The organism is Pectinatus frisingensis, from assembly GCF_014076555.1.
Taxonomy (GTDB): Bacteria; Bacillota; Negativicutes; order Selenomonadales; family Selenomonadaceae; genus Pectinatus; species Pectinatus frisingensis.
Genome location: NZ_CP045424.1, coordinates 1,623,531 through 1,638,045, shown reverse-complemented (window position 1 = coordinate 1,638,045; position 14,515 = coordinate 1,623,531). Strand labels below are relative to the sequence as shown.

Below are 14,515 nucleotides of genomic sequence, written 5' to 3'. Positions count from 1 at the left end.
TCTTCCATGAATATTTTTACTAAACAGCCTAAATACAGTATAGATATTATTATTTGCGTTGTCAATCGTTAATGTGATTTTTTTAACAATATTTATCTAAACAATAAATATAATTTATTGTACTGAGTTATTAGATAATTGTAAACAATATTTAAGGTCGGTTTTTTATTGTTGAACGAACTATTGCCTCGGCAATTTCTTTTATTGTTTTGCGCTTTGCCATACTGTACTGCTGAATACGGCGATATGCTTCTGATTCACTGAGATTATAAGCATCCATTAGTATGCCTTTTGCTCTGTCCAGGGTCTTGCGCATTTCTAAAGAATTTTTAACATCGGAAAGTTCCAGTTCCAATTGTTGTATTTCCTTAAAACGAGTCAGGGCAATTTCCATAGCCGGGAAAAGATTGTCCTCTCTTACAGGCTTTACTAGATAGGCCAGTACACCGGAATGTTTAGCTTTTTCCACGATGTCGGCCTGGCTGAAAGCGGTAAGTAAGAGAACCGGGGCAAATTTTTCATCGCCAATTATCTTAGCGGCAGTTATGCCATCCATTTCTGGCATTTTTATATCCATTATCACCAGGTCAGGTAGATATTTTTTTGTTAATTCTACAGCTTTTTTCCCGTTAGAGGCTTCACCAACAACGTTATGCCCAGCTTCCTCTAATAGTTCTTTCAGATCCATCCTGATAATGGATTCATTATCTGCAATGACGATTTTTAATTTATTCATTGGAATTAATCACTCCTAATATTTTGCGGAATTGTTATTTTAGCATGAGTTCCATTGCTGTTATAAAGCTCAAATTTGCCATTCATATCATCTTCAATAAGTGTTTTTACTATCTGAAGTCCGAGTGATTTTGATTGCTTTTTTTCAAATCCTTCCGGCAGACCGGGTCCGTCATCGTATAAATCGAGAATATATTTATCAGTAGTACGTGTTATAGTTAAACCGATGGTTCCTTCATGAACGTGTGAGAAAGCATGTTCTAATGAATTTAGGATCAATTCATTTACAATAAGCGCTAAATTGCTCGCCTGCTGGGATGGTAGCATTATTGTTCCACCAGAAAATTTTGTAGTGAGATTAAAGTCGGGACGCAGCATGTTTTGGGAAATAAGAGTTAAAATATTTTTAGTTACCTGAGTGACATCAATAACCTCATCTTGTTGTTGTGACAGGAATTCGTGTACTACTGATATACTGAGTATTCGATTGACACTTTCCTTAAGGGCATCTTTTACTTCTTGTGATTGTGTGCGGCGCGCCTGCAGACGCAGCAAACTGGCAATAGTCTGTAAGTTGTTTTTTACACGGTGATGTATTTCCTGAATGACGGCAGATTTTATTAGAAGTTCTTTATCTTTTTTCCTTACTTCGGTAACATCTGAAACAATCACAATCCGACAGATGAGACTGCCGCCGGATTGTATCGGGATATCCCGTTTTACAATGGTTATGCTGTCGGCAGTCAGTTCTCTTTCATATGGCCGGTCACTTGATATAGTTTCTTTTATTATTCGGTGCGATAGTTGATGGTCAAATAGATGATAGCCAATCAGATTGTTTACACCTAAGATGTTGTAAATTTTTATGGCGGCCGAATTGGCAAATACAATACGGTTATTTTTATCAGCTATTATAATACCATCACTTGATGCAAGTGGATGAAACATGGAAATATCAAGTGTTTTATGTGAATATGACAGTAAGGAACAGGCTGTTTTGTATAAATAAGAATAACCATCTACTTTAGCAACAGTGGGCTGCATTTCAAAACTTACAACGGCTACTACGCCAAAAGAGTCAAAAATAGCTTCTGTGTGCATTTCGATGAATTTGCCCCAGCTCCATTCTCTTTTCCCCTGCATGCTTTTACCGGTTTCCATAGTGTATTTTATTAACGGTTCTTCTTGAACTTTACGAAAACAACCAATCCGGCTATGATGAAAAGGGGTGTATGCTGTATGTGGTTTAATATAGTCTGCTATGAGAAATTTATCACTGCTTTTAGCGTATACAAATAATCCTATATTGGCCATGGTCAAATCAGCGGTAAAAGGTAGAATTCGCTCGATACGCTGCAGAAGATTTATTTGTGTGGCACTGAGATTGGTAGTATTGCGACAAAGTTCAAGTAAGTTATTATTAGTCATGATTATCCAACATCAGCTCCAAACTAATATTATGTTAAACAGCAGACATAAACTGTTTAACATAATAAAATAAGTTTAATATTGTTGATAGTATTATTTTTTATCATTTTTAGAAAATATAGTAATACTATAAAATATTATTTTACATATTATAGCAAAAATAACACCATTATAGCAAATGCGAAATAGGTATAAAATACATTGAAAAGTTTATTTGAAATAACAAAAGCATAAAATAAAAATCTGTTGCAAGAGCACAGTTTAATATTTTATGCTTTAATTTTAATAAAAAAGATGCCGAATAAAAAAAGAGGAAACGCTGTTTCCTCTCCAATTAATCTAATCACATCATATGACTCTACGGGCACCTATATAAGTAGAGCTCCAGTATCCATTGTTCAACGAATCAACAACTACACCACGACTGGTGGAAGCATCAATGAATTTACTGTCACCAATATATATTCCTACATGAGAAGCTCCATAAGTGTAAGTTGAAAAAAACACTAAATCACCAGGTGCTAAATCATCATAGGATACCGGTGTTCCCATTTCATATTGTGCATCAGCTGTACGCGGCAATGAAATACCGGCATTGGCAAATACATAACGAGTAAATCCTGAACAATCAAAACCATTTGGTGTAGTACCGCCGAACACGTATGGAACACCTATGTACTGGAAGGATGATTGAATAATCCGACGTGCATAGTAATTTGATCCGCGGCTTACCTGAGGCATTGCCCGTCCCATTAATGCTTGATACGTTTGTGGTCCAACCAATCCGTCTGCAGCTATACCGGCAGACGCCTGAAATTCTCTAACAGCTTCCTGTGTAGCTGGTCCGAAGTCGCCGTCAGCGACAACATCATAACCTAAGTTTGCAAGTTCCCCCTGAATCTCTGCTACCTGTGTTCCCTGGTCTCCAGCACGAAAAGCATCTGCACTGGCAACGGCAAACCAACACATAAATAACATTGATAACGCAGTTAAGCGTAATATCTTACTCAAAAGGTCACTCCTCTCTTTGTTTTTTTTCCTGCGAGGTTAGCTGTCGGATTAGGGACAGAAGAAGAAACCGGCCCTTGTAAAAAACAACATTCACCCCAAAATTGGTTCCCCCGCTCCTGAGTTGGATTCGGTTTATAAAGTACTCATAGCATTTATTTTAACCGAAATAGCAAAAAAAATCAAGTCTAAATTTATTAATTTATCTGATAATTTACTTTAACATAAAAATAGATAGTAAAGATGTAATATCCTATTTGAATTTATAAATGTTTTGTGATATCATATCTACCATAATAATAAAAGCATTGATGGAGACGGCTTAATTTATAAAAAGCTATAGCGAACTGGTGATAGTGAAAGACCGGTGCTGATGAATATTTTAAGAGATCACTCCTGAGCTGTCAGCTGAATGGCATATTTTTATATGTTTTAGTAAGTTTAGACCGGTTCTCACCGTTAAATGGGCTGCATATGTCAGTATGTGAAATAGGTGGTACAATGATGAGCATAGCTTTCATCCTGTTTTTGGGTGAAAGCTTTTTTATTTGCTGAATCATATGGTATTGATTCAATTTCAAATGGAGGAATTATTTTATGTATAAAAAAGTAGAGACCAGTTTGAACTTTACCCAACATGAAAAAAATATCGAAAAATTTTGGAATGATAATGATATATTTCAAAAAAGTATTGATCAGCGTGACGGCAGTGATATTTTTACGTTTTATGACGGACCGCCGACAGCTAACGGGAAACCGCATATCGGACATGTACTGACGCGGGTTATAAAAGATATGATTCCTCGCTTCCAGGCAATGAAGGGATATAAGACAGTACGTAAGGCCGGCTGGGATACCCATGGTCTTCCGGTAGAGCTGGAAGTAGAAAAATCACTGGGTCTCAATGGTAAAGACCAGATAGAAAATTATGGCATAGGGCCATTTGTTGAAAAATGTAAAGAAAGTGTATGGAAATATAAAGAAATGTGGGAAGAATTTTCCCGAACAGTCGGTTACTGGGCTGATATGGACAATCCTTATGTTACTTATGATAATAAATATATTGAGTCAGTATGGTGGGCTTTAAAAACTATTTGGGAAAAAGGCTTATTATATGAAGGTCATAAAATTGTTCCTTACTGTCCGCGTTGTGGTACGCCGCTTTCTTCACATGAAGTAGCACAAGGGTATAAGGATGTAAAAGAACGCTCTGCAATAGTCAGATTTAAGGCCAAGGATGAAGATGCTTACTTTCTTGCATGGACAACAACACCATGGACGCTGCCATCTAATCTGGCATTGTGCGTTAATCCCAAAGTCGTATATGTCAAGGTAAAACACAATGATTACATTTATTATATGGCTGAACAGCTTGTCGAAAAAGTATTGGGCGAAGATGCGGTCATTTTAGAAAGACTTACGGGGAAAGATCTGGAATATCGTGAATATGAGCCCTTATATTCGTATGCTATAGGAAAAATCAAGAAAAAGTCTTTTTATATCACTTGCGATGATTATGTAACAACGGCTGATGGGACAGGAATAGTCCATATGGCGCCGGCATTTGGTGAGGATGATGCCCGCGTATGCCACCGGTATGATATTGGATTTGTCCAATTTGTCGATTCAAAAGGCTGCATGACTGCTGAAACAGATTGGCCAGGTGTATTTGTGAAAAAAGCTGATCCTCTTATATTGAAAGATTTGAAGGAAAAAGGACTGTTGTTCGCTGCCCCTAATTTTGAACACAGTTATCCGCATTGCTGGCGTTGTGATACACCGCTTATTTATTACGCCCGTGAATCATGGTTTATAAAAATGACAGCGGTACGTGAACAGCTTATAAAAAATAATAATATGGTGAATTGGATTCCGCCAACAATTGGAAAGGGACGTTTTGGAGATTGGATCGAGCACGTACAGGATTGGGGTATAAGTCGCAACCGTTACTGGGGGACACCATTAAATATCTGGGAATGTGAATGTGGTCATCAGCATTCTATTGGTTCAATAGAAGAATTGAAACAAATGTCAAGTAATTGTCCTGATAATATTGAATTACACAGACCGTTTCTCGATGCGGTAACTATAAAATGTCCACACTGCGGCAGACAAATGCATCGTGTTCCGGAAGTAATTGATTGCTGGTTTGATTCTGGAGCAATGCCTTTTGCTCAATGGCATTATCCGTTTGAAAATAAAGCTTTATTTGAAAAAACTTTTCCTGCTGATTTTATATCTGAAGCGGTTGATCAAACGCGTGGCTGGTTTTATTCTTTGATAGCTATATCAACACTGTTATTTGATAAGCCGGCATATAAGAACGTGATTGTTCTAGGGCATGTACAGGATAAAAACGGACAGAAAATGAGTAAGTCCAAGGGAAATGCCGTGGAACCGATGGACGCATTGCAAAAACACGGTGCTGATGCTATCCGCTGGTATTTTTATGAAAATAGTGCACCGTGGCTGCCAAATCGTTTCCATGATGATGCGGTTCAGGAAGGGCAGCGGAAGTTTCTGGGGACATTATGGAACACATATGCATTTTTTGTGTTGTATGCAAACATTGATAAATTTACGCCGGCTGATTATAAATTGGAATATGATAAATTATCAATAATGGATAGATGGTTATTATCGCGTCTCAATACATTAATAAAAATCGTTGATGATGATCTTTCATCATATCGTATAACAGAAACAGCTAAGGCATTGCAGGAATTTGTTGACGAATTGTCTAATTGGTATGTTCGCCGCAGTCGTGAACGTTTCTGGGGCAAGGATATGACACAGGATAAAATCAATGCCTATATGACACTGTATACAGCCTTGTCTACATTTATTAAACTTGCTGCACCGATGATTCCGTTTGTCACGGATGTAATTTATCAAAATCTCGTCAGAAATTCTTATACCGATGCTAAAGAAAGCGTACATTTATGTGATTTTCCTGTCGTTGATGAAACCTATATTGATAGGGAACTGGAAAAAAATATGGAGCTGGTATTAGAAATAGTGACATTGGGGCGTGCCGCACGTAATACGGCTAACATAAAAAATCGTCAGCCGGTGGGACAGATGTTTGTCAAGGCACCATTTATATTGAATGATTTTTATAAAGCAATTGTTGCCGATGAACTTAATATTAAAGCCGTTGAATTTAAAGATGATATGGAAGAATATTTATCCTATAGTTTTAAGCCGCAGTTTAAAGTTCTTGGACCCAAGGCCGGTAGGCAGATTAATGAAATAAAGAGTGTCCTCGCAGGACTTAATGGCCATGCAGCTAAAGAAGAACTGGATAAAAATGGTTGTCTAAAAATAAAATTAGCTTCCGGTGAATTTGTTTTGATGCGTGAAGACTTGGAAATATCAGTTACACAGACAGAAGGTTTTGCTACCGAATCTTATAATAAAGTAACAGTAGCTATTGCGACGACTTTATCGGCAAAACTGCTTGAAGAAGGCTTTGTGCGCGAAATAATTAGCAAGATTCAAACTATGCGCAAGGAAAATGGCTTTGAAGTGACTGACCGTATAGCGGTATATGTCAGAGGCAGTAAAAAAATTACTGCTATTGTTACAAACAACGGTGCCGAAATACAAAAAATTGTCTTGGCTAATACGATTGACACTGATAAAATGGATGGTTTTAGTAAAGAATGGAATATAAACGGTGAAACGGTAACATTGGGTGTAAAATAAATATATATGATCTACGAGAAAAATCCGCGGTGCAGAATAGTTGCCGCGGATTTTTTGGCAGCTGACAATAGAAAATAAAAAGAATAAATACTTGCAAAAAGTCAAAAAGTCAAATATAATATAAGAAAAGTAGGATATGAAGGTGAAATTATGAGTAATATAGCAGACCTAATAGAACACTATATATTGCAGCGGCTCGCTGCCCAGCAAAATCGTAATGTGATATTGCGCCGTGCCGATATTGCCGATGCCATAGAATGTGCTCCATCGCAAATTAGTTATGTTTTAAATACACGGTTCACTTCAGATAAAGGTTTTGTTGTAGAATCCCGTCGTGGACTTGGAGGATTTATCCGCATAACACGTGCTCCGCTGCAAGATTTGGTTTATAGTGACCTGATCAGTAAAGTAAATGCTGATACTACACTAAAAGACTTGCACCATATGATAGAATACATGCTGCGGCATGGCTTGATAAAAAATAGAGAGGCGGCATTATTGTATCAGGCATTTAATGATGTATATGATAAGCTTTCGTCAACAGACAGAGCTGATTTTTTAAGATCTTTGCTGATAACTCTGGCTGACTTTTCAGAGGAGGAATAACAATGCTATGTGATAATTGCAAAAAAAATGAAGCTTGTATTCATATTACCCAGATAAGTGGCAACAACAAAATCGATAAATATCTTTGTGAAGAATGTGCTGCCCAGTATGGCGAATTTTTAACACATCCCCAGGCGGAAGTACAGCCGGAAGTTTTTTCAGTCAATGACTTTTTGTCGGGGCTTTTTCATAATACTGCGGGTGCTAAGTCAGCTGAAGAAACAGGGAAAATGCCTGGTGATGAAGAATATGCCTGTCCATCTTGTGGAATGACATATATGGATTTTGCCAATTCCGGGAAAATTGGCTGCAGTGTATGTTATAAGACTTTTCGTAACAAATTGGAACCATTGCTGCGCCGTTTGCATGGATCCAGCAAACATACCGGAAAAATTCCGCGTCGTGCGGGAAAAACATTGAATATGCAGCAAGAACTGGATGTTTTGCGCAAACAGATCCAACAATGCGTTGATAATGAAGAATATGAAAAGGCTGCGCAACTGCGTGATTGTATTCGCAGATTAGAAAAAGAAATTAAGGGCGAATGAGGGGGAATAATAATGTTGTTACAGAACATTTTTACCGATGATAACGTAGCATGGATGGATGGAAATGGACCAGATAGTGATATCGTCCTGGCCAGCCGCATTCGCCTGGCTCGTAATTTTCAGGATATTCCCTTTCCTAATCGGGCTTCTGCTGCACAATTAACTGAAGTAAAAACAAGGATAATAGACATACTGGATGATATTGCTACATTAACCAATAATAATTATATTTGTATCGATATGGAAAAGCTTACTGATATACAAAGGCGGGTCCTTATCGAAAAACATTTTATTAGTAACAAGTTTGTTAAGCATATCGAATGCCGGTCACTCATATTGAGCACAGATAGTAATATTGGCATTATGATCAATGAGGAAGACCATATGCGTATACAATGCATGGGTAGTGGACTGGATATCAATACTTTACTCAAGACAGCATTTTTGATCGATGATGCTATTGAAAAGAAATATGATATTGCTTTTGATGACAGCATGGGATATCTAACGTCTTGTCCTACTAATTTGGGAACCGGTCTCAGAGTGTCGGTATTGCTTCATTTGCCGGGTTTGGTTATGACTAATCAAATTGCTAAGATAGTCAATATTTCACCGCAGCTTGGTCTTGCTGTACGGGGAATGTTTGGCACTAATGCGCCGGGTAATTTGTTTTATATTTCTAATCAGTTATCATTGGGATTTAATGAAAAAGAACTGGTGGAAAATCTGACACGTACGGTGCAGGAAATTGCAGCACATGAACATGAAGCACGAAAGGCGATTTTATCGTATAATGAAGATAAGATGCATGATAGATCATGGCGTGCATTGGGTGTTTTGAAATATGCCCGCAGCTTGTCTATAAGAGAGCTGTTGTCATTGTCGAGCAATGTCCGTATAGGTATAGATGAAAAAATAATTGATGGGATTGATCCTACGGTGTTTAATAGGCTGATAGTTGCGGGACGGGCTAATTATCTTACCAATTTACAGGAAAAAGAAAGTATTTCACAGCGGGAACTGGATAAAAAAAGAGCTGACATTTCCCGTAAAATAATTTGTGACAGCTCAATAGGGAAGTGATTGTATGAACAACAATAAATTAACTTTTAGCGCTGAAAGAGTATTAGAGCTTGCTAATTATGAGGCAAGTAAACAAAGATGCGGTTATATTGGCACAGAGCATATTTTATTAGGGCTTATCAGGGAGAAAAAGGGACTGGCAGCAAAGGCTTTAGCTTCTTTAGGGGTAACCCGTGATATGGTTAGAAGCCGTTTAAATAATATAATCATTATTCCGCCGATAATGGCGGGAAATACGTTATCATATACACCTTTAGCCAAAATGGTAATGAATTTAGCTGAAGATGAGGCGCAGGCACTGGGACATGATTACATTGGAACTGAGCATATTCTGCTGGGATTAATTCGCCAGGATGACGCAATTGCTTCAAAAATATTGGTTTCCCTGGGAGTAGACCTTGACGTGGTTCACTCGACAATAATGGATATGATAAACAGTGGGCAGCATGATACTGGTGCACAGGAAGACAGTCAGGACAATTCTGATGGGTCAGCGCAGCGAACCCCCTTTCTTGATCGCTATTGCCGCGATTTAAAAAAACTTGCCCTAAAAAATAAAATAGATCCGGTAATTGGAAGGAAAAAGGAAATTGAACGTGTAATTCAGATATTATTGCGCCGCACCAAAAATAACCCGGTACTTATAGGTGAACCGGGAGTCGGCAAAACTGCGGTTGCTGAGGGATTGGCAATTAGGATGGCAGAAGGTGTAATGCCTAAACTTCTTGCTGACAAGCGAGTGATGAGTCTTAGTATGACTTCACTGGTAGCCGGGGCAAAATACCGTGGCGAATTTGAAGAACGTCTAAAAAATATTATCGACGAAATAACTCAGGCCGGTAATATAATTTTATTCATTGATGAACTTCATACGCTTATTGGTGCCGGAGCGGCGGAAGGATCTATCGATGCTGCTAATATCTTAAAACCGGCTTTATCACGTGGTGAGATTCAGGTGATTGGTGCTACGACACTAAATGAATATAAAAAATATATTGAAAAAGATTCGGCACTTGAAAGGCGCTTTCAACCTATATTGCTTGATGAACCAAGTGAGGCGGACGCTATAAATATTTTATTGGGAATTCGCGGTAAATATGAAGAATTTCATCAGGCAAAAATAACTGATGAAGCGGTCAAAGCGGCAGTAAAATTATCAGTACGTTATGTGAATGACCGTTATTTACCGGATAAGGCTATAGATCTTATGGACGAGGCCGCTTCCAAAGTACGGCTGGCAACAATATCATATCCGACGGAATTGAAGCAGCTCAAAGATAAATTGGATAAACTTGATGATGCAAAAAAGGCAGCTATCAATGAACAAAACTTTGAGCATGCAGCGACTATTCGCGATGAAGAAAGTAAAATACGGGATTCGCTGCAAAAAGCCAATAGTGAATTGAAAAGAGAGGAAGAAAAGCAGATACTTGTTACTGAGGATGATATTGCCGATGTAGTGGCCTCATGGACAGGTATACCGGCACAACGCATTGCTGACAAAGAAGCACAGCGCTTGCTGCACATGGAAGATATAATTCATAAACGTATTGTCGGACAAAATGACGCTGTTACTGCTGTAGCCAGGGCGATTCGTCGTGCCCGGGCGGGTCTTAAAGATGAAAAAAGGCCTATTGGTTCGTTTATGTTTCTAGGTCCGACTGGTGTTGGTAAAACAGAACTGGCTCGTTCTTTGGCAGAAGTGCTGTTTGGGGATGAGAATGCTATGGTTCGTTTTGATATGTCTGAATACATGGAAAAACATACGGTATCACGCATGGTAGGGGCTCCTCCCGGCTATGTGGGATATGAAGAAGGCGGTCAGTTAACGGACATTGTGAGAAGAAAACCGTATTCAGTAATTTTGCTCGATGAAATTGAAAAAGCCCATCCTGATGTTTTTAATTTGTTGCTGCAGATTTTGGAAGATGGACGGTTAACCGATGGACAGGGTCGTACAGTTGATTTTAAGAATACTGTGGTTATCATGACTTCTAATATTGGAGCTCAATTTTTGCGGAAAAGTACCGGACCAATGGGATTTAATACCGACAAGAATGAAAATAGTGATTTTGAAGCCGGTTCCAAACGTATTATGGAAGAAGTAAAAAGGCTGCTTAAACCGGAATTTTTAAACCGCATTGATGAGTTGATAGTATTTAAACCTCTTAATAAAAAAGATTTGCTGCAGATAATCGATATTCTTTTGCTGGATGTGACCAAGCGTTTAGAAGATCTTGGTATGTCAATAACTGTAGATGCAAAGGCAAAAGAATATTTACTCAATAAGGGGACAGATGTCAAGTTTGGTGCGCGTCCATTGAAACGAGCTATTCAAAAGCATCTTGAGGATGAATTGGCTGAAAATCTTTTAAACAAACAATTTACAGCCGGTGACAAAATAAATGTTTCTTTCGATAAAGAAAATGATAAACTGATATTTTCTCAGCAGCCTGTTTTGAGACAGACTGCGGCAGGAAAAGCTCCTGTTGGTGTGAATGCACTTTCAGATGATACAGTTGATACTGCCTCGACAAAAGATGAATAAACAAAAAAATGTCTTAGGCCAAAATGATTCTGTTGCAAGACGGCTAATCAATTTTTTAATCAATTTTTTTTGGGCAATATTTTGGTTGGTTCGTTCTTGTGGCAGAATCATTCTGTGTCTGTTACGTAAAAATAAGAAGAGGTAAAAATCGGTGGCAAAAAAGAAAAGTGTTTTTGTTTGCCAGGAATGTGGCTACGATTCACCTAAGTGGGTTGGAAAATGTCCGGGCTGCGGTGCTTGGAATACGATGGTCGAAGAAATCATTAAGTCTGATATACGACATGGATTATCATTGGAACTAAAGGGAGAAAACCACACACCTCAACTATTATCGGAAATATCATTGACAAAGACGCCACGTTTCAGTACAGGATCACCAGAGCTTGACCGTGTATTGGGCGGCGGGGTGATACCGGGCAGTCTGGTTTTGATGGTTGGTGATCCCGGTGTAGGAAAATCCAGCTTAAACCTGCGGGTATGTGCTTATGCGGCAAGAGATCGGAAAGTTCTTTATGTGACAGGAGAAGAAAGTTTGCAGCAGATTCGTATGCGTGCTGAACGAATAAATGCGCTTTCCGATACGATGAAGGTATTTAGTGAAACTGATATGGAACGGATAAATATGCAGATTGAACGGGAAAAACCAGACTTGTTAGTAATTGATTCTATTCAGACAATTTTTCGACCTGATATTCAAAGTGCTCCAGGCAGTGTCAGTCAGGTGCGGGAATGTGCGGTTGAACTTTTACGAATAGCCAAAAGTATGGCAATTGCTGTTTTTATAATCGGGCATGTTACTAAAGATGGGACTTTAGCCGGACCACGTGTCTTGGAACATATTGTTGATACGGTACTTTATTTTGAGGGCGAACGTAATGCACAGTTTCGTATTTTGCGGGCAATAAAAAATCGTTTTGGCAGTACCAATGAGATTGGATTGTTTGAGATGCGGGATGTCGGATTAGTCGATGTACCTGATGCTTCAAAGTTATTTTTATCAGAAACGGTAATTGATTCGGGAATAACTATAGCACCTACAGTGGAAGGAACACGACCGCTGCTGGTTGAAATACAGGCATTAGTAGCATCTACGCCCTATATACCACCGCGTCGTACATCTGATTGTGTTGATATAAAACGGATACAATTATTACTGGCTGTTTTGGAAAAAAGATTGAATTTGAGTATAGGTGCTTGTGATGTATATGTAAAAATCGCCGGAGGTATAAAAATTGATGAACCGGCGTGTGATTTGGCACTTTGCGTGGCGCTGGCATCAAGTTTTATGAATAAAGCAGTAAAAGAAAAAACAGTTATATTCGGTGAAGTGGGTTTATCAGGTGAAGTCCGTGCTGTAAACGGGGCTGACATCAGAGTTAAGGAAGCGTGTAAGCTTGGTTTTACAAATATTGTAATTCCGCAAAAAAATGTTAAAGTAGTTGGCAAGATGCAAAAAGCAAAAATATTTGGTGTAAATAATGTGCGTGAGGCATTAAAGGCAGCACTGTAAAGCTGGATATAAGACATTTTTTGACAAAAACAGTTTCATTTAGTATTATAAATTTATCTGCCTGAATAAATTTGTATGTACATAAGTATTGTGTGATTTATATAGCTTTCATTTATTTTGTGTAGAATGGTATTTTGCAATTATAATATATTATTTTATTTGGAGATGAGTTCGTGTTAGAAAAAGTATTGCGATTTTTTATAGTGGTTCTCGCAGCTATATTTGGATTGGCAATTATGCAGCTTATTATACCGTTGATTATCAGTGCGGAATATCTTGATATTAATCTCAATATTTTCGGTATTACATTGGCTCGGCTGGTAATCGGTTTTCTGGGAATAATTTTTGGGGGAATATTGGGCTATATAGTTTCTCCTTATCTTATTATTTTATTGAAGAGATTTTCGACGTGGGTAGAAAATCAACTTAATAAGATGAAAATACATGATGTGTTAGCCGGTGTATGTGGTTTGGCCATTGGTCTGATTATAGCTAATCTTCTTGGAGCGGCGTTTTCCGGTGTACCCTTGGTAGGTAGTTATTTACCAATTGTTTTCAGCATTGTCCTTGGGTATTTGGGCATACATATAACGATAAAAAAACGTGATGAAATTGTAGCACTTTTTCCACGTCTTTTTGGTGAACCGGGTAAGGATAAAAAAAGTGTCGTCAAAGAATTACAACCAGCAAAAGAAGCCTATAAGCTGCTTGATACAAGTGTTATAATTGACGGGCGCATCGCTGATATATGTCAGAGTGGATTTATCGAGGGCACGTTATTGATACCGGTTTTTGTTCTGGAAGAATTGCAGCATATAGCTGATTCGGCAGATTTACTGAAACGCACGCGTGGCCGCCGCGGTCTGGATATATTAAAACGTATCCAAACCGATTTTGGCATGTTTGTGCAAATTGATGAACGTGATTTTGATGATATAAATGAAGTTGACTCAAAATTAATAAAACTTGCCCAGGTGGTTGGGGGAAAGATTATTACCAATGATTATAATTTGAATAAAGTGGCTGATTTGCAGGGAGTAGCAGTGCTAAACATAAATGAATTGGCAAATGCTTTAAAACCGGTTGTAATCCCCGGTGAAGCGATGACAGTGACTGTAGTGAAGGATGGTAAGGAACAAGGCCAGGGTGTGGCTTATCTTGATGATGGAACAATGATTGTCGTTGAGGGAGGCAGAAAGTTTTTGAATACGACGCTGCCAGTGACGGTTACATCTGTTTTGCAGACAGCAGCAGGGCGAATGATTTTTGCTAAACCCAAATAATATTTATTAGGGTGGACTTTTGTTTTATATTTTGAAGTAATAGGCTGCGGGTGATGCC

At 38.3% G+C, this 14,515-nt stretch carries 10 protein-coding genes and 1 riboswitch; of the genes, 7 read left to right on the top strand and 3 right to left on the bottom strand.

Annotated features, from left to right (window positions below):
* Positions 1 to 151 precede the first annotated feature (151 nt).
* From F8M42_RS07700 to F8M42_RS07690, 3 genes are all read right to left on the bottom strand, one after another.
* On the bottom strand, positions 152 to 736 hold the full coding sequence (locus F8M42_RS07700) for an ANTAR domain-containing response regulator (RefSeq protein WP_182185732.1): 585 nt from the start codon (positions 734 to 736) through the stop codon (positions 152 to 154).
* 5 nt (positions 737 to 741) lie between these two features.
* Positions 742 to 2,163, bottom strand: a complete 1,422-nt coding sequence (locus F8M42_RS07695; RefSeq protein ID WP_182185731.1) for a histidine kinase N-terminal domain-containing protein — start codon at positions 2,161 to 2,163, stop codon at positions 742 to 744.
* Between the two features lie 348 nt (positions 2,164 to 2,511).
* Entirely contained in the window at positions 2,512 to 3,174 is a 663-nt protein-coding gene (locus F8M42_RS07690) for a C40 family peptidase (RefSeq protein ID WP_182185730.1), read from the bottom strand.
* Between the two features lie 11 nt (positions 3,175 to 3,185).
* A riboswitch (cyclic di-AMP (ydaO/yuaA leader) is annotated at positions 3,186 to 3,315 on the bottom strand.
* A gap of 453 nt (positions 3,316 to 3,768) precedes the next feature.
* Between F8M42_RS07690 and ileS the strand changes: the two genes are divergently transcribed.
* The 7 genes from ileS to F8M42_RS07655 all read left to right on the top strand — a co-directional run bounded on the left by ileS (position 3,769) and on the right by F8M42_RS07655 (position 14,457).
* Positions 3,769 to 6,879 carry an isoleucine--tRNA ligase gene (gene ileS / locus F8M42_RS07685; protein ID WP_182185729.1) on the top strand — a complete coding sequence of 1,037 codons (3,111 nt, stop codon included), beginning with the start codon at positions 3,769 to 3,771 and terminating at the stop codon, positions 6,877 to 6,879.
* 150 nt (positions 6,880 to 7,029) lie between these two features.
* On the top strand, positions 7,030 to 7,485 hold the full coding sequence (locus F8M42_RS07680) for a CtsR family transcriptional regulator (RefSeq protein WP_182185728.1): 456 nt from the start codon (positions 7,030 to 7,032) through the stop codon (positions 7,483 to 7,485).
* 2 nt (positions 7,486 to 7,487) lie between these two features.
* Positions 7,488 to 8,033: a UvrB/UvrC motif-containing protein gene (locus tag F8M42_RS07675; protein WP_182185727.1), complete on the top strand. Its 546-nt coding sequence runs from the start codon at positions 7,488 to 7,490 to the stop codon at positions 8,031 to 8,033.
* A 12-nt stretch (positions 8,034 to 8,045) separates the two neighbouring features.
* Positions 8,046 to 9,116, top strand: coding sequence for a protein arginine kinase (locus tag F8M42_RS07670; RefSeq protein WP_182185726.1), 1,071 nt, complete (start codon positions 8,046 to 8,048; stop codon positions 9,114 to 9,116).
* A 4-nt stretch (positions 9,117 to 9,120) separates the two neighbouring features.
* Complete coding sequence (locus F8M42_RS07665) at positions 9,121 to 11,664, top strand: ATP-dependent Clp protease ATP-binding subunit (RefSeq protein ID WP_182185724.1); 2,544 nt, start codon at positions 9,121 to 9,123, stop codon at positions 11,662 to 11,664.
* 151 nt (positions 11,665 to 11,815) lie between these two features.
* Entirely contained in the window at positions 11,816 to 13,174 is a 1,359-nt protein-coding gene (gene radA, locus F8M42_RS07660) for a DNA repair protein RadA (protein ID WP_182185722.1), read from the top strand.
* Positions 13,175 to 13,347: 173 nt separating this feature from the next.
* Entirely contained in the window at positions 13,348 to 14,457 is a 1,110-nt protein-coding gene (locus F8M42_RS07655) for a PIN/TRAM domain-containing protein (protein WP_182185721.1), read from the top strand.
* Positions 14,458 to 14,515: the final 58 nt, after the last annotated feature.